Here is a 25886-nt window from a genome sequence, read left to right on the forward strand (position 1 = left end):
AGTGAAATTGATGAAAGCATGCGTGTCCTTATATTCCTTTTAGCTACGCTTTCTCCTCGGGGCTCGTCTTGACCATTGAATTCGATGTAGCTCCAGAGAAAGTCTTAGCTATAGCCTTCAACACACCGAGTTCGAACCCTTCTTTTTAAATGATCATAATATGAACAAAAACGAGGTTAACCTTTATTATAGACTTTTTGGGGTAATCCGTGATCAATGTTGAATCATAATACATGACTCTTTGTAAGAGAAATTCTTGCCTTTTATATCTTATGAAATATTTTTCAATCGCTGTAGCTCACATTTTGATTTTAAGATTATATGCAGACTTGAAAGGAAGAGCTTGGGACTATAACTTAAAAGTGAAGGTCTTTAATTCTACCTCAAGATAGCGCTGTAAAATTAAGCAATTTATTTGTTATAGTAAAATTTTTAACCTGTTATTTGGATTTATCGAAATAAATCTATTAATTATTTATGCAAATATCGAAGTTAATAGCCGAATACTTTGATAGTTATCGAAGTATTATTATCTTTGCAACAATAACCCCCAACATATATGGATTCATTGAAACTTAGCGATATTTTATTTGTTTCTTGCCAATTTAAGGACACAAGAAATATCGATTACCTAATATACAGTTAATCAAAATCCATTATACTAACGTAAATTATTGAAATATGTGCAAAACAAATATAGATAAACCTATCTATCAAGATTTGATAGGCTTAAAAGGTAAAACATTTTATATCCCAAGTCAACAAAGAGGTTATAAGTGGACTCCACGCGATATACGTCTTTTATTGGATGATTTACTTGAGTTCGCCAATGATCTGGGTGATGCAAAAATTTACTGTTTACAGCCCCTGTCAGTTATTAAAAAAGACGAGAAAAATTATGAGGTTTTGGATGGTCAACAGCGCCTGACATCATTATACTTAATAAGTAAAGGTTTTGGAGGCCCCGAGCCTTATGATTTTAATTTCGAAAGTGATTCTGATAATTCTCGCATGAATTTTATGAGATGTTGTGAAAAAGAAATATCTAAAAATAAAGAAAAAAAATTAGCAATTGACCTATATCACATACATAAAGCATTTCAAGCTGTTAACAAATGGATAGAAGACCATCCGAGCGATGTTAATAATGTTAAAAAGTTAATTTATGGTGAAAATACCAGAAAATCTGTAAAGTTTATCTGGTATCTAATAGATGCAGATTCATCAGATGAAAATGCAAAGCATAAAGCTTTTAGAAATCTCAATGATGGGAAGATTGAATTAACTAACTCAGATCTTATTAAAGCATTGCTGCTCAATGATGGTAATGCCTGTAAGGAATTTAATGTTTCATTGGTCGCTGCTCAATTTGATGAAATGGAGCAAAAACTAAAAAATGATTCTTTTTGGTTTATGCTACAAAATGATGAACCTCTTTACATAAATTGTAGAATGGATCTCATATTTAACTTATCTGAAGGAATCGAACAGAAGTTATATGACAAATATAACACAGCATCATTTGAGCGATTTTCTGAAGATAGTTCACCAATCGTATTGATAAAAAAATGGAATCATGTAAGAGACATATATCTCAGGTTAGTTGATTTTTTTGAGGATATTGAGTCATACCATTACATAGGATACCTAACATATTGTTATTCCTCTTCTGAGCTTTTTAAATGGATAAAAATAAGGAGTGATAATACTAAAAGTGTTTTAATTGAAATATTAAAGGAAGAAATAAGTCAGACATTGCCTGATCGTTCACTAAAAGAACTGTCTTATGACAGCTCTAAAACTGATCTTCGGAGAGTTTTTCTTATTCACAATATTGAGACAATTCTAACGGACTATAGAGAAAAACATAAGAATATGAATCTACAATTAAATAACTCATATCAACGTTTTCCTTTTGAACTCCTCTATCAGCAAGTTTGGCAAATTGAACATATAGCTTCACAAACAGATAATATCCTTCAAGATTCTGGAAGTCAAAATGATTGGTTAAAATCGTCTTTGAGTGATTTTTCTGATGTGTTTGAGAAAGGTAATATTAAAGATTTAAAGAAAATGTACGAATTAAAGATGAATGATACCAAAGATAGTAGGATAGAAGCATTTAAGAACCTTTATAATGCCATACTGGAAACACTCGACGACGAATTAGAAGAACAAAAGATTGACAACAAAAACGGTATTGGCAATCTTGTACTTTTGGATTCTAAAACAAATCAAGGTTATCATAATGCTCTCTTTCCTGCAAAACGTAAGTGGGTTATTGATAATGCAAAAAGGTTTTATTATCCTCCATGTACAGAAAAAGTATTCTTGAAATTTTATAATACAACAAGTGCGATTAAAACTTGCGCATGGACTAGGGATGATAGTGAAGCATATTTAAGGGATTTAGACGAGAAAATTTCAATATATAGATAGAACGTATTTATGAAAACAACATTCTACAAGACATTCATTGCTAATGAAGTAAAACACATATATGTTCCCAGACTCCAACGAGATTACGTCCAAGGAAATAATCCTGGTGTGAGAACTAATTTCTGTCAGAATTTGATTAGTAGTATAACTGGCAATGGAATTCAAATGATGGATTTGAACTTTATTTATGGGTATGATGAAGGAAATTTTTTTATACCTATAGATGGACAACAGCGCATTACAACTTTATGGATCTTACATCTATATATATTGTCAAGATCTGGATTGCCTGATATTATATGCAATCTGCAATATTGTACAAGAGATTCCGCAATGAACTTTTGTAAAGCACTAAAGGAAAATATTGGCGCCTTATGTCACAAGCAAAAAGAGGCTAATCTAAATATTAAAGATCAAAATTGGTATTTTGATAGTTGGAATAAGGATACTACTGTTGAAGGTATTATTGCTGTCCTTGATTATCTGCATGAACAATGGAGAAACAAAAAATCTGATTTTTTTATTTTTCTATGGAAAAGGCTATCTTCAAATAACTGCCCAATCACTTTTACATTTATAGACAATAACGAAGAAGATCTTAATAACAACATCTATCTTAAAATGAATAGCCGCGGAAGAAAACTCAGTGAATATGAATTGCTGAAATCATGGTTAGATGAAAAACTTCCTAAAAATGATTTACAGAAAAAGTGGCAACAGAAAATAGATGGCGATTGGACAAATATGGTTTGGACACATAGAAAGGCAGAAAATTCATCTTCTAGTACGAAGGAAACTATTGACAATATCGATAAAGAACAGCTTAGATTACTTTATAATATTATCATATTTTATTGGACATTAGATTATTTGAAGGGTGAATCAACATATACTATCATTCGATTAGAGAATGTTAATAAGGTATGTTCTTTTATAAATATCAAAAGTTCTGAAAAATGTGACTTAAAGGATAAAATCAGAGATTTTCAATCTAAATTGTTGGCCAAAATGATTGTAAATAAAGATTATTCCATTCCATTATATATCTTGGATAGCTTAAGCATCACTAATAATGAATTTTATCAAGAGGCATACGACAGATATGAAGATATTTTTATTTATCAAGAATATGTAGAGCAAGTAGGATGTCTATTAGAGACAGAGCATGATGTTTTTTATAAATATTTCCTCAACTCAAATAAAACATACCCGGATACTGCTATTTCAATCGCAATTCAACTATTTTTCAAAAACGACAAATCGTCTGTTACTCAATTAAATGACATAAACTTTATTGATTGGATGCGTGTTGTAAGAAATATAGTCCGAAATTCCACAATAGACAGCATTGAAACTTTTATTGCAGCAATTCGTTTGATAAAAGAACTAGCTGATGGCTCGAAGGGTATAAATATTTACGAGTATCTTGCACAAAATAAAATAGTATCACAACATGCTGCAGAACAAGTAAAAGAAGAAAGGTTTAAAGCTTCTATTATTGTTGATAAATCCGAAAATATCAAATCAAAAGAGAGTATTCAAAGGATGGAAGATTTGCCATTCTGTTCTGGACAAATTTTGTTTCCATTAAAATGTGTTGACATAGATTGTAGAAATAGTGAACACAACTCGGGTGAGTTTAAATCAGTAATTGAGAAATTCGACAAGTTATATCTTGTATTAAAGCAGAATTTATGTGACAAAGATATTAGAGCAGATTTTAGAAGAGTGTTATTTTCCTGTGGTGATCACAAGTTCTATACTTATTATGGGACATGGAGTTATAGTCTTAATCTTTGGAAAAGAACTGCAATCAGAAATTGTGGAGACTTAGGATTATTCAAATCAAATGACGATTGGATGAAATATTTGATAGAAGCAGTTAATGCGATTGTTGAATACGGAACTGACACAGCGGCAGCCAATGTTGCAACAAAACAAAATATGGATGGAACACCAAACTGGATTCAACGACTTATTAAGGAACCAGATCTTATATCCGAATACTGTACAAAAGATCATTTCTTTGCTGTTGAAGAAGATGAGTCTGCATGTTATCTATTTAAAGGTGGTCAAAGACCTAAGAGTAAAGAAGATTGTTTTGAAGTCCGCTAACCCCCTTTTGATTAACGCTTCAATTTATTCCCGATACTGTCCATTACGATCAAGTCCTTTTGAGGTCCTCCAGATAAAATATCCCCTTTTGGATAGGCTGGTATCAAAGACTTGCACACTGAAAAAAGGAAGATAGAATTCCTTTTCAGCTGTACTGGTTGGTCTTATCAAGAAACGAGGATCTGTGCGATTGATCCGCGTCAAAGAATCTGGTCCGAACTTCCGAAAAGATTTCGACCGTTATCCCATATTGTACAGTTCCAACAGTTCTCACAATAAGAACAATTTTTGAAAAGTCACTATTACTAAATGAGAAATATAGAAGAAAGCGCCCAGAAGTGAACGAATGAGTCGCCACTATATATGATATAGAAAGGCTAATGGACGCTTGTTTTGACACTGTTATTAATGGGACTTTACAAGAATATCATCGAACACCGAAAGAAATTCTATCATATTAGTTCTTTATATTACTATTTTGACACAAAAGAACGGATTCAGATTGGGTCTACAGAAGAAATAGAGAGTTTGTTTTGGTAAGATTACAAGGCCATGATAGAATCTTTCATTTATAACGAAAATCCGTTAACCTTTGAACAACTAGAGGAAAGAATATCAGACAGCAATATAAATAAATAGATTAGTTGCAATGCTATTTATGTTACAAGCTCTTTTAAGATAGCAATTGTATAGATATAAAAATCCCCGGCTGCATTGTGCAACTGGGGATTTAAGATTTATTTAAATATTGTTTATTACAACATATTAACCCAACTTTGACCTTTGTTACTTAATATTTGATAAATAAATAATGTAACTTACTGATATTCAGTATATGCTTCCCTAGTATAAAATATTGTACACCGTAAGATTTTGAAAAAAGCTATTACTGATTATAAGACACTTACGAGCATAAAGATGCACTAGGGGGGCAAACTTAGGTTAAAATTCAGGTGGAAGTGCATTCAACTGTACTTTGCTGAACACCGGTCCGTCTTTGCAAACAAACATCGGACCTACATTGCATCGTCCACATTTGCCTATGCCACACTTCATGCGGTTCTCAAGAGTGGTATATATGTTCTCATCCTTGAATCCGAGCTTTTCGAGTACAGGAAATGTAAACTTGATCATGATAGGAGGGCCGCAGACGATAGCTACTGCATTGTCACTACTTGGGGCAACCTCACCCAATACGTTGGGCGTAAATCCTACTTTTCCTTTCCAGTCGGGTGTTTCGCCTCCCGGATCAACTGTAGCAAAGAGATTAACATCAGGGCGCTCTTCCCATTCTTTTAGTTCATCTTTGTATACAAGGTCGTTAACAGTCTTGGCACCATAAACAATAGTGACATCGCCAAACTCATCTCTGCGGTCGAGCACATTGTCTATAACCGCACGCATAGGGGGAAGAGCTATGCCACCAGCAACAAAGACAAGATTCTTTCCTTTCCATTCTTCGATGGGAAAAGAATTGCCAAGCGGAGCACGTACACCCATTGTCATACCTTCTTCTAAACGGTCAAGTCCGGATGTTACACGACCAGCCTTACGAAAAGTACATTCGATATAACCTTTACGGGTTGGGGCTGATGCTATACAAAACGTACATTCACCCTCGCCGAAAGCTGAATATTCAGCAAAGTTGCCTGCTTTGAATTCAAAATTATTGCCTTCTTCTTCGTTCTGAAAACGCAGGCGCAATGTCTTTACTCCCGGAGCTTCGACAGTGATTTTGTCGACCACCATTACATAAGGGATGTATATATTATTATTCATTGTTTGCAATATTTGTTAGATGTTCTGCGATGTTCATGTCTACCGGACAGGCACGCGAACAACGACCGCAGCCTGTACAACCATATATGTCGAGACGATCGGGCATATAAGAGAATTTGTGCATTACGCGCTGACGCCAGCGTGTGGCCTGGGTAGGGCGGGGGTTATGACCTGATGTGTGTTGAGTAAAGAGGGTAAAACCACATGAATCCCAACAACGTACGCGGCGACCATGATTGCCATGTGCGTCTTCTTGTATGTCGAAACATGCACATGTAGGACAAACAAAAGCGCATGCTCCACATCCCAGACAGCGTTCAGACTGAGCTTTCCAGATGGGGCTCTCAAATGCTTTTGCAAGTTTTTCGTGTATCTGCTCGCGGGTAAATTTTACTGGAACCTTGGCTAATACTGACTCTTTGTCTACGCTATCGTCTGCGTCAGTGAAGCAATCCTTGCATAGGTCTATAAGTTTACTACCTTTATCAGTGAGTACTTCAACTAACGTATCTTCATCGTTTATCTTGGTGAGCATGATATCACTTCCGGCTGTATTTCCGGGACCTCCGCCTACAGATGTGCAGAAACAGCATTCGTCAGCTTTATCGCATGCGAAAGAAACAACAACAAGACGTGAAAAACGTTCGTTGTAAAGTTTATCTTTATAGTCCCAATTGAAAATTTTGGTAAGAGGTCCAAAGCCTACTGCATCACAAGGACGTGCACGCCAAATGACTGTGTCAAGGAAATTATCTTCAGCAACATCGTATAATTTAGTCTCCAAGCCTTGTTTCTCATAGGCAAACAGGGTTTCTGTATTAGGGAAGGCTGCAGATTTAATAGATGATGTGGTGGTAATAACATCGTATGCTACACTACCTGCATCTTTTATCTCTTTGAATTCAGCTTTGCTGCCTATCTTGACAGGGGCTAGTACACGTGGCACTGTTTCAATAATCTTAGAGAGCCATGTGTTTATGCTGTCTGATTTTATTATTAGTCTTTCCATCATGTCATTTAATAAAGTTTTCTTTATCATTTACGTTATATGTGGATAGTACGCTTCCGTCTTTCCATCCTCCAAAAGTATTCTTGATGTCCATACCCATCTTCTTTGTGAGTATGCCAATAGGCAGTTCGAGAGGGCAGGCTGCTGCGCATTCTCCACAACCGACACATCTGCCTGATATGTGCATTATACGGTTGATCTGCCATTCCATATTGCTGAGAGGGGAAGCCCATGGCTCTATCCATTGTGGGCAGTTGACCTCTGTGACGCAACGGTTGCAATAGCACAGCGGACAAGCTGCACGGCACGCATAGCAACGCACACACTTTGACAGTTCGCTCTTCCAATATTCCCATCGCTCACTGCGACTCATCTTATCTATCTTCTCGATAGCGGCAAGTACTTTCTCATTGGGCACAGGTTCGTGAGTGTCAACATATTGCTGCATCTCATCTATGCTGCCGAATGTAATTATATCATCGCCATCTACGGTCATCAATACAAGGTTTTGAAGATTAATCTGATTCTCAAGATTCAGTTGGATGACTGTCTTAATTACGTAATAATTACCCACTACACCAACCTTGTCTTCTCCGATAATCTCTTTTTTTGTAAGGTAAACAGCCAGATTGTTACTACATTGATCATTGAATATCAATCGTTCACAATCCTCTGGCGTATGACAAAAAGCAGGACGAGGACGCTCTGTGCCCTGCTCGTAACCTATAATCATTTTTACTGTTCCCTCAGAAAGAAGGGCTGCAGTATCTTTAGATAATTTACTCATGAATTATTTTTTCCTCCTCTAAGAATTTGGCAGCTTTTTTGTATTCAGTATAGGGTCCCATTTCACGTATTTTGCTTACCGTGTCATTAACGACATCAGCCCATTTTGCACCTTCGGCTGCTGATACCCATGACCAGCGTATCCTATCAATGTCGATGCCCATAAAGTCGAGCATGTCTCTGAATACCATCCAGCGTCTGCGGGCGTGGAAGTTGCCACTGGTGTAATGGCAGTCGTTAGGATGACATCCTGATATAATGATTCCATCTGCGCCACCAGCAAAAGCTTTGAGTAGTAGCATGAAGTCGATGCGGCCCGTACACGGGAATCTCACAATCTCTACGTTGGTGGAATACTTGATACGGCTGGTTCCGGTCAAGTCTGCGCCTGCATACGTACACCAATTGCAAACAAATGCTATGATGCGCGGCTCGAATATATTTTCGTTCTTTTCTTCCATTATAGTGATGCTTTATTTGTTCAATAAGGCTGTAACCTCTGCGAACATTTCCTCATTGGTGTAACCTTGTATGTCAATTGATTTAGAGCGGCAGAAAGAGACACATGTACCGCATCCCTGACAGAGCCCAGGATTGATTTTAGCCACGGTCTTTATTACTTTGCCTGTGCGACGGTCTTTAATCTCTTCATGCTCTATTGCATTGTAAGGACATATCGTCTCGCACATAAAGCAGCCAACACATGTACTGAACATAGGCGGAGCGCAACGGTTGACAACAGCAACGATGGGCTCGCGAACGAGTGTAGGCTGAGACAACAGAGATACGGCTTTAACAGCAGCACCTGATGCTGACGCAACAGTCTCGGGAATATCTTTAGGTGACTGACAGGCGCCGGCTAGGAATATACCAGCTGTATTTGTCTCTACAGGCTTAAGCTTTGGATGTGCTTCGGCAAAGAAATGATAAGGATCATAAGAAATGTGCATCTTCTGTGCCAATTCTTCTGCGCCCTTATTAGCGACGCCTGCGGTGGCAAGTACGACCATATCGGCTTCTATTTCAACAGGCTTCGCGCTCAAAAGAGTGTCTACACCTTTGACAATGAGTTTGCCGTTCTTCTCATATACACGTGCTACACGACCGCGTACATAGTTAACATGGTCTTCCTCAACAGCGCGCCGTACGAACTCTTCATAGTTTTTACCGCCTGCACGTACGTCCATATAGAATATTGTAGACTCTCCGTCGTGTACCTTATGCTGATACAGCATGGCATGTTTGGCGGTGTACATACAACAAATCTTTGAGCAATAAGGAATACCTTTGGCAGGATCGCGTGAACCGCAACAGGATATGAATACAATTTTCTTTGGTATCTGACCATCCGAAGGGCGACGTATCTCACCAAGAGTAGGACCGGAAGCGGAAGCAAGACGCTCGAACTGCAATCCAGTAATTACATCTTTATATTTGCCGTAACCGTATTCTGGAAAGAAATCTGTCTTCAGCACATTGAATCCGGTGGTTACAATCACTGCGCCAATATCTTCTGTGATGAATTCATCAGGTTTATCGTATTCTATGGCACCGGTAGGGCAGAACTTCTGACATACCTTGCATTTACCTTTCTGATAATAGTTGCAATGTTCCTTGTCTATAGCCGGCTTGTTAGGCACTGCTTGCGGGAATGGTGTGAAAATAGCGGTACGTAAGCCAAGCCCCTCATTGAATTCACTTGGTATTTTCTTTTGAGGGCATTTAGTGGTACATAATCCGCAACCGGTACACTTGTTATAGTCTACACTCTTAGCCTTAAGACGTATAGTAGCCTTGAAATTACCAATAAAACCGTCTAATTTATCCAGTTCGGCATAGGTATAAAGAGTGATATTGGGGTGCTGGGCAACCTCTACCATACGAGGCGTAAGAATGCATTGAGAACAGTCTAGGGTAGGGAACGTCTCAGACAACTGTGACATGTGGCCACCAATAGACGGACCTTTCTCAATAAGTATAACTTTCTGTCCACAGTTGGCAATATCCAGACTAGCCTGAATACCGGCTATACCACCACCTATCACAAGTGCTTTCTTTGTGATGGGGACCTCTATCGCATTAAGCGCTTTGTTACGGCGTACCTTTTCAACCACACCTTTTACTATATCTATAGCCTTAAGCGTAGTGGCTTCACCCTTTTCGTGTACCCATGATACATGTTCGCGAAGATTGGCAATCTCGCAGAGGTAAGGATTCAGTCCGGCTTCACTGCATGCGCGACGAAAAGTAGGTTCGTGCATACGAGGCGAACAAGATCCTACGACAACACCATCAAGATGATGTTCGCGTATGGCATTCTTTATAAGTGATTGTCCTGGGTCGGAACACATATATTTATAGTCGGTAGCAAACGCTACTCCCTCCATTTCGGATGCAGATTTAGCAACACGTTCACAATCCACAGTGGCACTGATGTTTTCGCCACAATGACAAATGAAAACTCCTATTTTTGACATAACATGATTCTTTTATAGGGTATTGACTTTAACAAAATGGCGTTGCAACCCAAGTTTTTCAGGAGTAATGCCCACAGCCAATCCAATAGCTTGTGTGATATAAATAACAGGTGTGGATATTTTCTTACCTACATATTCGTCTATCTGAGGACGGCGCATATCCAAATTGGAATGACACATAGGACAAGCTACTATGATAGCTTCTGCACCACGGTCGGCAGCATCCTTAATAATATTGCATGAAAGCTTTGCGACCAGATCAGTACGGGCAATGGACAAACTAGCTCCACAACATTCAGTCTTGAAACCCCAATCAATAGTAGTGGCACCGATAAACTGCATAAGTTCATCTAAAGAGGTAGGGTCTTCTACACGGTCAAACCCTATTATCTTGTGAGGACGCACCAGCAGACAACCGTAATAGCAGGCAACCTGATGTTCAAACTTATGCGATATTTTTTCTGTTATCTTATTCTTAATATATTTATCGATAAACTGAACGACATTCAGAATCTTTATATCATTATTGAATGTCATATCAATACTCTTCTCTACTGATTTTTTCAACAGCTCATCTTTGTTAAGCTCATATTGGGCAACAGCAAGACGATTGAAACAAGCAGCGCAAGGTACGACTATTTCGTCAAAACCCTGTTTCTCAGCAAGCGCAAGTGTTCTTGCGGGAAGAGCAAGTGAAAGATCTCTGTTTACAGCATGTGCGGCAGAAGCTCCGCAACAGTTCCAATCATCAATATCCACAAGTTCTATACCGAAAACAGGAGCCAATGCCTTAACAGATTCATTGTATTCCCTAGCTGTTCCATTGAGAGAACAACCAGGATAAAAACCTAATTTCATAGTATTTTCTATTTATAATTAATAGATTTAAAGATGTTCTTTAAGTTTCTCTTACCCTTAATAGATTCAGGGATAAACTTCAATTTACCCTTTGCTAGCATAGATGGAACGAGACTAACATCTTGCCAAAGGCGCAGTGTACGTAGTTTGAATCTAATAGTCATGAAAACTTCACTCAGGCGTCCTGATGTTTTGACGGTTCCAAGGAAAGATTGATAAAAGGAGAGGATGGGCTTTGCTTTAGGCGAAACACATTTGTTCTTCACAGAATCGGCACGTAAATAGTCCATTATTTTGGGTATATCAACCTCTTTTGGACATCTTCCGATGCAGTTTTCACAATTCTGGCATAGCCATATTGCTTCAGAAGAGATAATCTTGCGATAGTTCTCTTCATCATTGGTTTGCAGCATGCGCATAATCATTGACGAAGGATAATCCATATCGTCAGCAAGAACGCAACCTGCTGTACATTTGCCGCATTGATAGCACATATCAATATCGACACCGGTAGCTGCCTTTATACGGGTAGAAATTTGATGATTTGTAGCCATTATTTCGTATTATATTTTCCAGTTTAAGATTTATTAATTGCCTCTGATTACGAAAAGGTGGCAGCCTCTTTCAGGCTGTTCTGTCGTTGTAGTAGTTTGTTCTCAATCGTGCAAAGATACATATTTATTTTTCTACTGCAAAAAAATTAACGATTATTTTATGCTATCTCACACGGTAACAGATACTACCCATATTTGATTTATTGCTGGCAGATATAATGTATAATAATACGCTACACTAAATGCTAATCACTTTAAGGGGACTCTAGTATTATAAGATTAATGCTATTTTAAGAAATGTGATACTATTTTCTATTTAGCAACGCCATTTCTATAAATGTATGATGCATCTATACCTACCTGTTGAAGATCACTTGCTAGGGCTTTTAAACGACCTCCTTTAATAGGAAAAGAATAGTAGTCATAATCCTTTGTCACAACTTCAATCAGCTCCCCTTTGCCCAAAGAACATATTGTAACCTTTAATATATTATCTAATTCAATGACAGATTTATGAATATAACCTTTAAGTATTAATTGGTTCTCTTTTATTTTAACTGCAGGATGGCATAATAGCGTTGCGCCAACTAATATGCAAGCTATTCCAAATAGGTATTGGAAATTCAATTGCATATATGAATTATTCCCACTTCTGATAAAAAGAAATCCAAGAATAAACATCATGCAAGATGCTAATATAAAGAAAATTTCATTAAGTAGACTTCTATATGATTCGTCTTCCACATCAATTGCTTGGGGGATGTCTGAATGGAGATTAAGAAATGGAATATTATTATCATGAAGATAATGAAGTACTGTGCTTACATTTTTTTTCTTTAGTTTGATACTTCTGTTTTTTCCATCATTAATTTGAAGAGTAAGTATTGGGTCCCCGTTAAACGTGCTGGGGTTTGCCATGAAATAAAATCCATTTACGTCATTTATTTGTTCTTCATCTTCTGGTAGTGTTATTGTTGCCATGCTGATAGTTATTAGTTAATGATACAAAATTACATTGTTTTTCTGAGAATTCAAAAGGTATAATGAAATTAAAAAAATAAATTTGATATAACAGTAATAGCCGAGTAAACTTCTACTCGGCTATTGTTACTGTCTATTATTTATAGTTTTATTTTATCTGCCTTATTTTAGGATTTCAGCTAATTTAGTCATTAGTTCATCTCCACGAAGATCTTTTGCTATGATTTCACCTTTTTGATTTATAAGTACTGTTGCTGGTATTGCTTGCACATTGTATGAGACTGCGCCCTTACTACTCCAGCCTTTTAAGTCAGACATCTGTTTCCATGGAATACCAAGTTTTTTAACGGCATTGCTCCATGCTTTTTTATCAGTGTCTAAGGATACGCCAACTATTTCTAATCCTTTTGAGTGATATTTATTGTAGACTTTTATCACGTTTGGCATTTCTGCACGACATGGTCCACACCAAGAAGCCCAAAAATCTATAATAGTAAGTTTGTTTTTCTTTACTAAATCTGAAACCTTTATAACTTTGCCGTCTAAACCCGGTAAGGCAATATCTGTAAATTGTTTACCCGTTGATGTTTTGCTATCAGCTTCGTGTTGAGCTACTATTTTTTTATAGTATGGGTATTCACTATTATTAGATTTCATCAAATCTAAAATTTTCTTCTGATTTTCAGTTCCAAGTGCTTCGGAATAATATCCAAGGAGCATATCACTAATTGCAGATGGAATATGTTCACAGATAAATTTAGTTCTTAAGGCTTCTTGCACTTTATCTATAGAGTCTAACTCCGTTTTCGCTGCTTTTCTTGCAGCTTCACTTACAGTACTATCATTCATAGTTTTCCATGGACCTGCAGTTTTAGGAGAAATACTATTTTCGATATTACAGAACTCTCTCCATAGTTCTGTGCTTGTGCTACCTTTAACATCTGCAAGTTTTTTTGTTGAGTCATTGAAAATTTCAACTTGCATATCTTTGTTTTCAAGGATAATATCATTTATTGATACAGGCTTTGTGTCTTGAATCAAAACAATAAATTTAAGAGCAGCAGCATCTTGTTTACCACTGAAGAAAAAAGTCTTATCCTTAATAACAGTTGAGTCTGTTGGGATAAGGTCAAAATATTGCATATCTGCAATATATACTTTATCTCCGTCTTTTGCAAAATCAGCTTTTCCGGAAATTTTATAACTTGCACTTTGTGCGAAAGCATGGCACAGAGTAAATGCCGCTACAATTATTAAAAATAATTTTTTCATTTTTTGTTATCAATTTTTGTAAAATAATCATCTATTTCAGAAACATATTGTGGAACTCTTACAATTTGTCCCTGTGGGTCTACAATAATATAAAATGGAACTCCTGAAATTAGATATTTTTCTAATAGCTGTTTGCCACCATTAATCGTGAGGCAATATTGTTTCCATTCCATTTTCTCTTTTCTTATTGCATTTATCCATGGGTCATATTTGCTATCAGCACTAACCCCAATAATCGCGATATTAGGATGCTTTTTTGCTACTGTTTTTAAGTCGGGTATAGAACTACGACAAATGCCACACCATGATGCCCAAAAGTCAATTAGTGTGTATTTTCCTTTGGGTATAATTTTAGTAAGTCTATTTGTTATCTTTTTTGTGTCGAATAACGGTAGATCCAGAATTGGTTCACCAACAGCTGTTCTCTTTGCAAATTCACAATTGCGTTTGAATTCTGATAATCGCTCTATGTCATCTGGTACAGAACTTATATAATTTGCTATTTCTTGAATTTCAAGTTTTCTAAGTCCAGATCCTCCTTTTATTAAATCATTTGCAAGTTTTACAGATAGAACAGAATGGGGGTGATTCTTTATCCAGTCTAAAGGTTGGATTCCGGATAAGTTGTATTCGTTTAAATCAGCTTGAGCGCGCCCTCCTGTTATTCTAAAGTATTTTCCGATTGGAGCATCATTTGCTATACTATCATAAGCTGTAGCTGCAAATGTCATAGTTGTATCACTTACGAAAACAGTTGTATATGTCCAGTGTATTTTCTCTGTATCTTGATCATTGCCTAGTAAATTCAAATTATTAGTAGTAAGCGTACAAAGTGTTGGATGACTAAGCTTACCTCTTATTATAAATTTCCCATTTTTTACAGTGTCAACGGCAATTTCTTTATTTTCAGAATCCTCTGCAGTCATTAGACCTACAACAATACCATCTTTAATTCCAGGTATTTCACTTTTTATTGTAAATTCCTTTTGAGCTATAGAAGCCGTAGAAATTAATGAAATTAAAATTCCTATTATATATTTTTTCATTTTATTGTTATTTAGCGTCTCTTACAAATCTTACACTCATCATATTATTTATCGCTGATAGATGGCGGTATACTTTTCCAGAATTATATACGATCTTTCTAAAATATGCCGTCGAAGTATTTTTATCATATGTATCTGTCCAATAATATCCAAAGGCTTCTATATAATAAAATTTTGCAGCAAAGGTAGTGCTGTTGCCATCCATAAAACCTCCATATTTGAGATTTAGTTGTGTGCCATCTTTCTCAGACATAAGTGTTGCTTGATAGCTTCCTCTCCATCCATCCGAGTTGGCCTCATTTTCACTCATATTAAGTGACATTTCAAGTTTCTTCCAGTCTTCGTCTGTTGGAAGTCTCCAACCTTCAGGGACAGCCAGTTTTGCTCCTTCATACGAATATAAATATCCATATTTTGCTACAGTTAATGAGTCATTTGTAGAATTATCATCTCCTAAGATTTGTTGGGTTATATAGATACTTCTAGTGTAGTCATCATTTGTATCATATTTTGCATTATCCGTAGTCCACTCCAAGTTTCCTATTCTCACATAGTTATATTCTTCCCCATCTCTTGAATCGGTGAATTTTCCTGTGTAATTTGGAAGTATGGTGGGTATTGCATTGTTGTCATCACTGCTACAGCTTGTTATACACAACAATGTTATTATTATTAATAATGTTATTTTGTCTATTTTCATATGCATATAGTTTGTTAGAATTTATAGCCAAGAGAAAGTATGATATTCTTCATTACCATGTATTTCTCAAGTATTATTTCGTTATTGTATGTATCTTTTACGTACTGATCGTCTTTTTCTACAACAAGTTTTGCAAAGTCTTTTATATCTTCGACTTTATTTGGGTAATAGCTATATAAAATAAATCCACTTAAATAGTGTGGACCTATAAAACCACTCTCTTGCATCAATTTCAAATTTGATTCATCATCCCATGGTGTTGTTTCTGATGAAGTTTCATATAAATTGTCACAAAACTTAGTAAATGGTTCTAGTACGCTGGCTTCTTGACTTGACACTTTGTCTGCTACAATAGCAGCGGATAAATCTTTTGCAAATTGTTGTGTATCAGATTCGTTCATATCGAAAATGTCTTGAATGCCAATAGCTGTAGCTCTATTTCCGACTACAGATCCTTGTTCTGAATCATAACTATACGAGTTATCATTAACAGCATATTTTGTGATACTATTAACGAGAAGCCAAGAATAAGGTCTTAGCTGTGCGCTTAAATGAGGTAGTATATCTTTCTCAATAAAGCTAGCTGCAGCCTTTTTCTTTTCGATATCTCTTATGTAGGTATATTTATATGCAAAATATGCCTGTGATGACATGATATAAGGAACATCTACTGTTTCTGTCTGATATATGATTTGACCATTTGGTTTTTCTCCGATAGAATCATGTCTCAAAGTATCATTGAAAAGTAAGTAACATCCATTGTTTTTATAGAATTCTTTTTTCAACAGAGATTCTTCATCATTAGCGTTGATATCTACAGCGAAATAGTTTTTTGCTGGTGCTTCTGGTGTGATATTATCTTCTTTGTCTGCACATGAAAAGAGAGATAAGCATATAAAGCCACCGTACACAAATATTTCTAAAGTCTTATATTTTTTCATTTCTTCCGGTTTTTTTTATTCTACATTAAATGTTCTCTCGCCCCTTTCATTATTCTTCATACCTGTATTCATTATTAATGTTTCATGAGGTATTGGAAGTGTGTATCCCCAATCATTAGGTTCGAGAGTGAATACGTGGCATGATGTCTTTTCATGTGAATCGCGATTTACATAATAATAGTAATGATGTATAATGCTCTTTGATTCTGGATATTTCTCGCATACTGCATATCGGCGTAAGTCAAACCATCTTTGCCCCTCAAGGCATAACTCTCTTTCGCGTTCACAGCGTATAGTTTTTATCAAATCATAGCCAGTGGCTGCAACTTCATAATTTGTTCCGTTTTTGTAGCGGTATTGACGTAATGTGTTTAACATTTTACGTGCCTCTTCCTCATGGCCCATATATGCTTCAGCTTCAGCTTTTATGAGGTATGCCTCAGATGACCTAAATAAAAATTTGTCAGATAAATCGGTCATAATTTTATTATATGGATTATAGTAGGCATAAAAGTAGTACTCAGGCATATCTTCTGTCTGTGTAAGTGTAGTGCTTAACATATCCATTTTTTTATATCCATGAAATGTTCCGTAAGTCCATATATATTTAGTTTTTCTAAGATCATCGTCTGAGTAAAGATTGTATATGCTATCTGAGATTGTAAAGCTTTTGTATTCACAGGTAGTAAAATTACACAAAGCATTACTTCCCATAGAGAATATGTTCTCTACAGAAGATGGTGATACGATTCCCTTATTTTGTTGAATCGTATTCAGCTGTGTTAAAGACGGATGGCTGTCTATAACCTTTTGAGCATATTCAGATGCTTTATCCCAATTCTGCATATAAAGATACACTCGGCTAAAAAGAAAATTAACAGCAGTAGAATCAGCTCTATATATTGTTTTCTGCTTTCCATATTCTGTTAGTTCTTTTTCTGCAATCTGCAAATCGCTTAGTATTAAATCATAACATTCTTGTAAGGTGTTACGATTAAATATTTTGTCTTCTACAGTTTCTGATGTCTTTATTGGTACTCCTAAATCTGTTGATGCTGTACTAGGCGTATAGGCTTTACTATATAGATTTACTAAAAAGAAATAATAATATGCTCTTAAAAATCTAGCTTCACCATCAACTTTATATTTCCCGATTTTTTCACTTTGTGTAGTTTCTGGTAATTTATTAGCACAATATATGATATTATTTACAACATTTATATGTTTATACATTTGCTCCCAGCATTCATTTTCTTTATGGAATCCTGTATAAGAATCATTCTGTCCTGATCTTGCTTGCCATGTATAATATCCAAAAACCTTTTCTTTACCATCGTATTGCATTGCATTTCCATCATAACTAATGGTATTTTCATCTAACTCATCACCTAGAAAGTGTATAAAATATTCATTATCATTGACGTTTGCAAGGTTGTCACTCTGGAACTGAGATAAGTAACCATCTCCAATAAGTAACTCATTAAGATCTTCCCAAGAACGTACATAATCTGTATCTTGTGAATACTCTTTTAGAAAATTAGAACAACCGGATACCATAACAGTTGTCATAATTGTATATAACAATATTTTAAATTTCATGATCGTCTATTTTAGAATTGAACATTTATACTAATTGTATAGTAGGGATTGTCAGAAAGCTGAACATCTGAGAATCCAGATTGAGTTGGGGCTTGTCCTTTTAGTTTACTATTGCATAATGTATATAAATTATTACCAGCAGCAGTGATCGAAAGTCTTTGTAACCCTAATTTAGGTAATAGCTTTTCAGACAATTCATATGTAAGACTTAAACTAGCTAGGCGTATATAGTCTGCACTGATTACTCTAATGTCAGAATAGTCGTACATTGTATACGAATCTGTAGCTATTTGCACACCTTGATATTGATTTCCTGATGACCAATGCTGGTCATATTTATAATAGTTCAAACTTGTTTTACTCATTATTGATGGAATATTTGTCCTAGCTTCATCCCCAGGTTTTATCCATCTGTCTAATAAAGTTCTATTCAGATTATATTCAGGATATATATTTCCTGGTCCTGATTGATAGAAAGTAGCGCCTTGTCCAAAAACTTTGAATAATCTTACTTTGTTTCCCATCGCATAATCCATTAGAATTCCTAGTCTAAAATTTTTGTAACTCAAAGTACTGCTTATGCTACCTGTTATATCTGGGTCTCTCTTTCCTGATTTTGAAAGAACTCTCATAAACGTTTCATACTTACTTAATCCAAGTAATTCGTTTGATCTATCTTGATAGTCATCAAACAAAGGACCTCCATCTTCAGGATTTAGTCCTATGAATTTATAAGAGTAAAATGTTCCTAATGATTGCCCGTTGATTACAGCTGTGCCATTGAGATAATCGTTTAGTGAGTAAGAATCTTCACCCGGTGATGTTTTCATCTTATTTATAACTTTGGATAAAGATGCAGACACAAGCCAATTCCAATCCTTATTTTGAATTGGTACAGCAGTTACAGAGAAATTATAACCCTTATTTATTATTTCACCAGAGTTAACAATATATGATGTATAGCCATTAATGTCAGAAATAGTTTTATTCATGAATGCATCTGTCGTCTTTTTATAGTAGTATTCAAGTTCTAACATTAGTCTGTTTTTAAATAATGAGGTCTCAAATCCTGTACTAAAAGAATGAGTCTTTTCCCATTTTAAATCAGGATTGGCATTGGTTGCTGTTGTAGAAGTCATTTCTGAATAATGCGTGTCATAAGAACCTTTTGTCAGTGTTAGTACAGGACTTTGTCCGTCTAGCATATTTCCTTGTTCTCCATATGATATCTTCCAGTTAATAGCGTCTAGCCAGTTGAGTTTTATATGTGCTATTTCTTTTATGTTTGCTACTCCAGATGTAGACCATACAGGAAGTATTTTTTCATTAGACCTATCTCCAAATTTATTTGAGCCATCATATCTCGTATTTGCGTTAACCGTAAAATATTGCTTGTAACTATATGATAGAGTTCCATAAACAGATAGCAGGTTTGTCTTTGAATCTGTTATGATAGGCACATTTGTACCTAACCACGAAAGATATGTTTTATACTTACCTGGTATACTGGTTACAAACTTTTTGCCGCGATCTAAGTAATATCCACGTTGCGTATATTGGTCACCATTATAATGCGTCGAATTTGCTTCAAATCCAACAGCTAGATTAATATTATGTTGTAAATCAGATCCAAAATATTTATTTACATTGCCCTGAATACGAGCAGTCCAATTATTTTGTCCTACATTATTGTTAGATAGTTCTCCACCAAAAGGCATCAGACTATCTTCGTTAGGCTCAACTCCAAGTGACGTCTTTCTTAGATTGCCTGCATACCAGCTTTTCTCGCCATACCAGCCTTCGATATTTGTGTTTGTTGTATTATAAGACATTATACCATTAAAAAACAACCAGTCTGTAGGATTGTAACGCAGGTTTACAGTCGCTTTCATACCGTTTTCAGTCTGTTTCTTATAACTATTGTCTAGCTCATTAAGTATATTGAAACTCATGATTCCTTGAAATCCGGAAGCAATTTTATTGTAAAAGAAATATGATCCATCATCATTGTATGCAGGTAAAACCCTACTTGTGCGGTAAGCATAATCAATAGGAGAAAGATCATCCTGATTATACTGCTTATTAGTGTGATATATATTCAACTGCATTGAAGCTTTGACCTTTTCTGTTATTGTAAAGTCTAGATTTGTTGAGGCAGTATATCTTTTATTTGTATTATTGTTTATGACATCATTATCGTCTGTATATCCCAGTGAAGCGTAATATCTAAATTTGTCAGATCCACCAGAGATGTTGGCAGAGTGATCAGCTGAAAAAGAATCATTTGTCAATAGTTTAAACCAATCAGTGTTTTGTGTTTCTGATTTTGCGACCGCTGTATTAAACTGATCTTGAGAATATGTTCCATTGTAGTATTTGTTGACAGCATCTTCATATCCAATATACGTCATATCATTAGGGTATGAGTAATGCATGCCTACAAGATATTTGGAAATGTTAGTGCGTTCTTGAGAATTCATCAGGTTTATTTTACGGTCAGAATACCGAGGTCTTCTTCGGTAAGTTCCATTGAAGTTGTAAGATATTACAGGCTTTCCTGCACGTCCCTTTTTTGTTGTAACTACAATTACTCCATTAGCTGCTCGAGTTCCATAAAGAGCTGTAGCTGCAGCATCCTTTAATACATCAATACGTTCAATATCTTGAGGATTTATTCCAGATATGGCATTACCAATTCTATTTACATAGTCGGGATCGTTTATCACGTCTGCTGATAAGTTTACGGGATCGCTTACGATTATACCGTCAACAACCCATAAAGGTTCACGATTTCCGATAAGCGTTGATGTTCCGCGAATACGTATTTTCGGTACAGCATTAACTTCTGAACTAGAATTTGTTACCACAAGATCAGGTATACGGCCTTGTAACATTTTGTCTAGGCTTGAAACTCCAGGTCTATCAATTTGATTCATGTTTACAGAAGTCACTGAACTTGTAAGATTTCTCTTGTCAATTTGTTGGTAGCCTGTCACTACTACTTCTTCTGTCGTATGACTATCGTCATCGTTCATTACAATTAGTTGTACAGTACCGTCTTTTCTTACATTTTCTGTTACCGATTTACATCCTATGAATGAGCATACAACTTGCATATGATTAGATCTTTTAACATGAAGCTCATAATGTCCATTTTCATCTACAGATGTTCCTATTTTGGTGCCTACAATTCTAATTGTAGCACCGACAAGGGGTTCTCCATTACTATAATTAACCTTGCCGCTTATTACAATCTTTTCTTCTTTTGTTGTTTCTTGTGCATTAATATTATCTGTTACTAATGCAATAAAGAACATAATCAGTAATAGCTGAAACAATCTTTTTTTTCCCATACTAGTTCGTTTGTGATAAATTCATAATTTTGTGTAATATCTGTATGGGTTGCAAAATTAATCTTTTTTTTTGTAAATATATCCTTTTTCTCGATTTTCTGCATTAAATGTTTGAAAATATGCAATATTAGTGTTATTGTGTAACTTTTTTAGCGGTTTTTGATTACATAGTGAGTGATCGCCATTTGAAAATTATAGATCGTGGTCGTATACCATTTGTTTCAATTTTATGATACTAGATTAAGAGTTAATTGCCCATCATAAACGATATCTAACATTGTTTTACTGTTGTCATATTTTCTATTTTGTATTATTGCTGTCCGATAAAACTAAAAATATGATATAGATAGTTCCCGAAGCCCTTTAAAATAAGACTTCGGGATCATTATTTTGTAGAACAAGCCCCCCTTAATCAAAAAAGTGATAGTTCTGGCGGACTCTCTGCCTTCTCTTTCAGATATGTTTCCCAATCTTTTTCGGGGTAGTTGAATAAACTATAAAAATCAACATAATACATAAGTGTTATTCTGATCATAGGTACTTATCTCGCGAAGAGAATCAAAACGCATAATTACGGCATAGAGCATTACAACCAGATGAGTCCAGCTGTCGAAGCGCTTAATATAACGTTCTCCACCATTTTCACGACTGATTTCAATAATTTTAGACTTATCAAGTAATTTTATTACCTGACTATAGAGCGGCTGTCCGATAAAATGTGTACTTTTGCCCATGTGTTAGATTTATTTTGTGGTAAAGACAAAGATAACACATTTTAGGCTGAACTCAGAAATGAATTCAGCCTTTTTTGTTATTACTCAAAAAGTTTTATCGGACAGCAATAATTTTGTATTAGTGCATGAGTTACCATTCGTATATTTCGTTGTGTCATTGTTTGTCTTTTCAGCTGCTAATATAGTATTTGTGTGTAAAAAAGCATTTTATTCATAATAAGCTAAATATAATAAGGTGAAATTTATGGGTAGAATTATTATTACCCAAGTTTACTAACTAAGCCTAAAAGAATAAGGGTTTAACAATATAATTTATACATATCAAAATGAATCTAAGGCTATTGACAGAAACCACAATGATATTCATTTCGGAACGATTAAATTGTTAATAAATGATGACGCTAGTACTTTAATTGGTTCTTATTGGGTAGATAGGGGATCAACAGGACATATATCTCTGTCGAAATAATCTTTTCTTGTTTGTTTTGTTTACTGTTATAAAACCTGATGATAATGTTCAATGAATTAATAACTAATGATTTATAGAAATATATAATTATAGTTTAAATTTAGGGTATTAATATACTCCATCTGGATTGTACTGTCTCCACCCACTATGTGCTTTTGGTTTTCCCACACCAAAGCAGTATATTAAGGCGGACTTACTATCACGGTTGTTTGGATTAGAAACGATAATACCATATTCGCCAATTGGTAGAGAAGATATATCAATATCGTATGAGCTTTTACCATATTTTGACGCATGGAATGATAAACTGTTAAATTTGTTATTGGAACTTCCAAATATATCAGCGGTTGCTATAAGTGCTTTGCGTGAGGAATGGTGAACTTCAAACTGGAAAATACGTATCACAGCCATAGGATCAGACTGGTTATCTAAAGCCTTTGCTATTATATGGATTTCTGTCTTTTCTGGAATGCGAGTTCTTGCGCTTTTTCTAGGTACTATAATTTCTGTATTTACTGCACCCAGACCAAACAGTACAAGACCTGCATCTGCCTTTGAAGAAGTTGCCATGTATTCTTTATCTAATGGCTTCACACTATCTTTATACATAACATTAACTTCTCCTATAAATTCAGGCTCTTGTGCAAGCATGTAACTTGGAACAAGCATTAAAAGCATTAATAATATCTTTTTCATATTATATATTTTATAGTAGGCACATTGAAAGGTGCTGATATAGAATTTTTCATGTGCGTATTTAAAACCTTTATATAATAAAAAAAGGACTATTTGTAAAAAATAGTCCTTTGCTTTTTTGTGATCCGCATGGGGCTCGAACCCATGACCCCAACATTAAAAGTGTTGTGCTCTACCAGCTGAGCTAGCGGATCAATCATCTTCCTGTTTGAAAGCGAGTGCAAAGGTAAATAAATTTATTGAAACAGAAAAAATATTGATGAATAATATTCTCTATTTAACTTATTTAAACAATTAGGCTACTCTTCTGATTCCGTATTAGGGGATATTTCTTTCGCCTTATGTTCTTTAGTTACATATCTCTGCCAGTAGGCTATTAATAATGTTGTAAGAGGTAGGGCGATGATTAGACCGATGAATCCTAACAATGCACCCCATATAGATAATGATAGTAGTAATATGGCTGGGTTTAATCCCATTGCCTTACCCATTATTCTTGGAGTAATTATCATATCTGTTATAATCTGAATTACTACAAACAGCCCTAAAGCCATACCAAAGATTACCCAGAAGTTCTGTCCGGTGTCAGCAGCTTTGAGCATTGCAAGGAATGCAGTAGGGATTAAGGCGAAGGTATGAAGATAAGGAACTAAATCCAAAATACCTATAAGAATGCCTAAACCTATTGCCATAGGGAAGTCCATGATACTGAAACCTATGCAGAACATAATTCCCATGCATAAAGCCACTGTTCCCTGACCACGAATGTAGTTGTTGAGCTCACGTTTCACATCCTGCATCAATTCTCTCCAGAACGGACGATTCTTGTTTGGGAAGATACGAATCCAGTTGGTAGTGAGATATTCGTAGTCAAGAAGTATGAAAAACATATATAATAAGGTGATCAAAGAAGCAATGATGCTTATTATGATATTTGCTGTCTGACCAACAAAGGTAAAGACTTTAGGCATAGCTGTTTTCACAGCATCGCCGAAGTCCTTGCTGTTGAATATCTTTTTTAGTTGTGTTTGGTTGTCTTCTATCCAACGTGAAATGAGTGCAGTGATGTTATTGGTATGTGTCGTGTCGTGTACCCAACGTGTGATGACGCCTCCAAGTTTATCAAATTGCTCAATCATTGGCGGGATTATGAGATAAATTATTCCACCGATGACGCAACATAGGATCAACATTGTGATGATGATGCTTATTGCGCGTACACGTATGTGCAGTCTTTTTTCTATAAACTGCACCGTTGGATAAATAAGGTATGCCAGAAGCCATGCCACGAAGAATGGCAGTAGAACTCCACTAAGGTAGTTTACCAGCAGAAGTACTGCGATAATTAGCAGACCAGTTCCTGTCCATCGGATGAAACGGTCAAAAGTAATTTCTTTACCCATGATTTATTTTTTCTTCTTTTATAGCCTTTTGATAGCAATCTCTGCATAAAGGCTCATATTCTTCCTTTTCACCTAACATGACACGGCGGTCATTGTTTACCAGTCTATGGCTGACGTATGCTAATGAACCGCACTTCACGCAGATCGCATGTACTTTTGTAACTTCGTCAGCAATAGCGCAAAGTAAAGGCATTGGACCGAATGGAGCACCTTTATAGTCCATGTCCAGACCGGCTACTATAACTCTAACGCCACGATTGGCAAGTTGATTGCATACATCAACAAGTCCATCGTCAAGGAATTGCGCTTCATCTATACCAACAACGTCTATGTCTGAAGCCAATAGAAGTATTGAGCCTGATGAATCGATAGGTGTAGAATGGATGACATTCTGATCGTGACTCACTACGTCTTCCTCTGAAAAACGTGTGTCTATTGCCGGTTTGAAGATCTCAACCTTCTGTTTGGCAAATTTTGCTCGCTTCATTCTACGAATCAGTTCTTCTGTTTTCCCAGAGAACATTGAACCGCACACCACCTCAATTCGTCCTGGGCGATGTGATTCTCCTGTTAAATTTTCAGTCATAATACTGCAAAGATAGTGCAAATCTTGTAGAGAACAAAATGAATTTATTCATTTTTTATCTCAAGACGCCGCCTATCTTATCAAAAGAT

Annotated in this window: 19 protein-coding genes, 1 tRNA gene and 1 pseudogene; 2 read left to right on the top strand and 19 right to left on the bottom strand. The window is 35.7% G+C overall.

From position 1 onward, the window contains the following. The first annotated feature begins 681 nt into the window (after positions 1-681). Both HEQ28_RS00940 and HEQ28_RS00945 read left to right on the top strand, forming a co-directional pair. Positions 682-2439, top strand: coding sequence for a DUF262 domain-containing protein (locus tag HEQ28_RS00940; RefSeq protein ID WP_434503325.1), 1758 nt, complete (start codon positions 682-684; stop codon positions 2437-2439). A 9-nt stretch (positions 2440-2448) separates the two neighbouring features. Beyond that, positions 2449-4554: a GmrSD restriction endonuclease domain-containing protein gene (locus tag HEQ28_RS00945; protein ID WP_434503326.1), complete on the top strand. Its 2106-nt coding sequence runs from the start codon at positions 2449-2451 to the stop codon at positions 4552-4554. Positions 4555-5496: 942 nt separating this feature from the next. Here HEQ28_RS00945 and HEQ28_RS00950 read toward each other — a convergent pair. The 19 genes and pseudogenes from HEQ28_RS00950 to HEQ28_RS01040 form a co-directional block, all read right to left on the bottom strand. After that, positions 5497-6333, bottom strand: coding sequence for an FAD/NAD(P)-binding protein (locus HEQ28_RS00950; protein ID WP_434503327.1), 837 nt, complete (start codon positions 6331-6333; stop codon positions 5497-5499). Then, entirely contained in the window at positions 6326-7372 is a 1047-nt protein-coding gene (locus HEQ28_RS00955) for a 4Fe-4S dicluster domain-containing protein (RefSeq protein ID WP_434503328.1), read from the bottom strand. Before HEQ28_RS00955 ends, HEQ28_RS00950 begins: the two co-directional genes overlap by 8 nt. Next, a complete protein-coding gene (locus tag HEQ28_RS00960) occupies positions 7347-8129 on the bottom strand; it encodes a 4Fe-4S binding protein (protein ID WP_434503329.1) in 783 nt (260 codons plus the stop codon). The genes HEQ28_RS00955 and HEQ28_RS00960 overlap by 26 nt, the downstream gene beginning before the upstream one ends. Then, positions 8122-8589, bottom strand: a complete 468-nt coding sequence (locus HEQ28_RS00965) for a hydrogenase iron-sulfur subunit (protein WP_434503330.1) — start codon at positions 8587-8589, stop codon at positions 8122-8124. Before HEQ28_RS00965 ends, HEQ28_RS00960 begins: the two co-directional genes overlap by 8 nt. Positions 8590-8601: 12 nt before the next feature. Continuing rightward, the gene (locus HEQ28_RS00970) at positions 8602-10605 is read right to left on the bottom strand and encodes a 4Fe-4S binding protein (protein WP_434503331.1); all 2004 of its coding nucleotides are present in this window, start codon (positions 10603-10605) and stop codon (positions 8602-8604) included. 12 nt (positions 10606-10617) lie between these two features. Next, the gene (locus HEQ28_RS00975; protein WP_434503332.1) at positions 10618-11463 is read right to left on the bottom strand and encodes a CoB--CoM heterodisulfide reductase iron-sulfur subunit B family protein; all 846 of its coding nucleotides are present in this window, start codon (positions 11461-11463) and stop codon (positions 10618-10620) included. 8 nt (positions 11464-11471) lie between these two features. Continuing rightward, positions 11472-12017 carry a 4Fe-4S dicluster domain-containing protein gene (locus HEQ28_RS00980; protein WP_434503333.1) on the bottom strand — a complete coding sequence of 182 codons (546 nt, stop codon included), beginning with the start codon at positions 12015-12017 and terminating at the stop codon, positions 11472-11474. Positions 12018-12329: 312 nt separating this feature from the next. Further along, entirely contained in the window at positions 12330-12998 is a 669-nt protein-coding gene (locus HEQ28_RS00985) for a hypothetical protein (RefSeq protein ID WP_434503334.1), read from the bottom strand. 162 nt (positions 12999-13160) lie between these two features. Then, entirely contained in the window at positions 13161-14270 is a 1110-nt protein-coding gene (locus HEQ28_RS00990) for a redoxin family protein (RefSeq protein ID WP_434503335.1), read from the bottom strand. Beyond that, entirely contained in the window at positions 14267-15316 is a 1050-nt protein-coding gene (locus tag HEQ28_RS00995; RefSeq protein WP_434503336.1) for a TlpA family protein disulfide reductase, read from the bottom strand. The genes HEQ28_RS00990 and HEQ28_RS00995 overlap by 4 nt, the downstream gene beginning before the upstream one ends. 7 nt (positions 15317-15323) lie before the next feature. Next, positions 15324-16016, bottom strand: coding sequence for an FISUMP domain-containing protein (locus HEQ28_RS01000; RefSeq protein WP_434503337.1), 693 nt, complete (start codon positions 16014-16016; stop codon positions 15324-15326). Positions 16017-16030: 14 nt separating this feature from the next. After that, entirely contained in the window at positions 16031-16957 is a 927-nt protein-coding gene (locus HEQ28_RS01005) for a hypothetical protein (protein WP_434503338.1), read from the bottom strand. Positions 16958-16972: 15 nt separating this feature from the next. Beyond that, entirely contained in the window at positions 16973-18556 is a 1584-nt protein-coding gene (locus HEQ28_RS01010) for a RagB/SusD family nutrient uptake outer membrane protein (RefSeq protein WP_434503339.1), read from the bottom strand. Positions 18557-18567: 11 nt separating this feature from the next. Then, positions 18568-21909 (bottom strand): SusC/RagA family TonB-linked outer membrane protein, encoded by a 3342-nt coding sequence (locus HEQ28_RS01015; RefSeq protein ID WP_434503340.1) that lies wholly within the window; start codon positions 21907-21909, stop codon positions 18568-18570. A 539-nt stretch (positions 21910-22448) separates the two neighbouring features. Further along, positions 22449-22643 (bottom strand): annotated as a pseudogene (locus HEQ28_RS01020) (DUF4372 domain-containing protein); the annotation flags it as partial. Positions 22644-23220: 577 nt separating this feature from the next. Next, entirely contained in the window at positions 23221-23808 is a 588-nt protein-coding gene (locus HEQ28_RS01025) for a hypothetical protein (protein ID WP_434503341.1), read from the bottom strand. Between the two features lie 121 nt (positions 23809-23929). Beyond that, positions 23930-24002, bottom strand: a tRNA-Lys gene (locus HEQ28_RS01030). A gap of 105 nt (positions 24003-24107) precedes the next feature. Next, the gene (locus HEQ28_RS01035; RefSeq protein ID WP_434503342.1) at positions 24108-25211 is read right to left on the bottom strand and encodes an AI-2E family transporter; all 1104 of its coding nucleotides are present in this window, start codon (positions 25209-25211) and stop codon (positions 24108-24110) included. Beyond that, the gene (locus HEQ28_RS01040) at positions 25204-25797 is read right to left on the bottom strand and encodes a thymidine kinase (RefSeq protein WP_434503343.1); all 594 of its coding nucleotides are present in this window, start codon (positions 25795-25797) and stop codon (positions 25204-25206) included. The genes HEQ28_RS01035 and HEQ28_RS01040 overlap by 8 nt, the downstream gene beginning before the upstream one ends. Positions 25798-25886: the final 89 nt, after the last annotated feature.

The sequence above is a fragment of the Prevotella sp. genome (genome assembly GCF_051059605.1).
In the GTDB taxonomy this organism is placed as follows: domain Bacteria; phylum Bacteroidota; class Bacteroidia; order Bacteroidales; family Bacteroidaceae; genus Prevotella.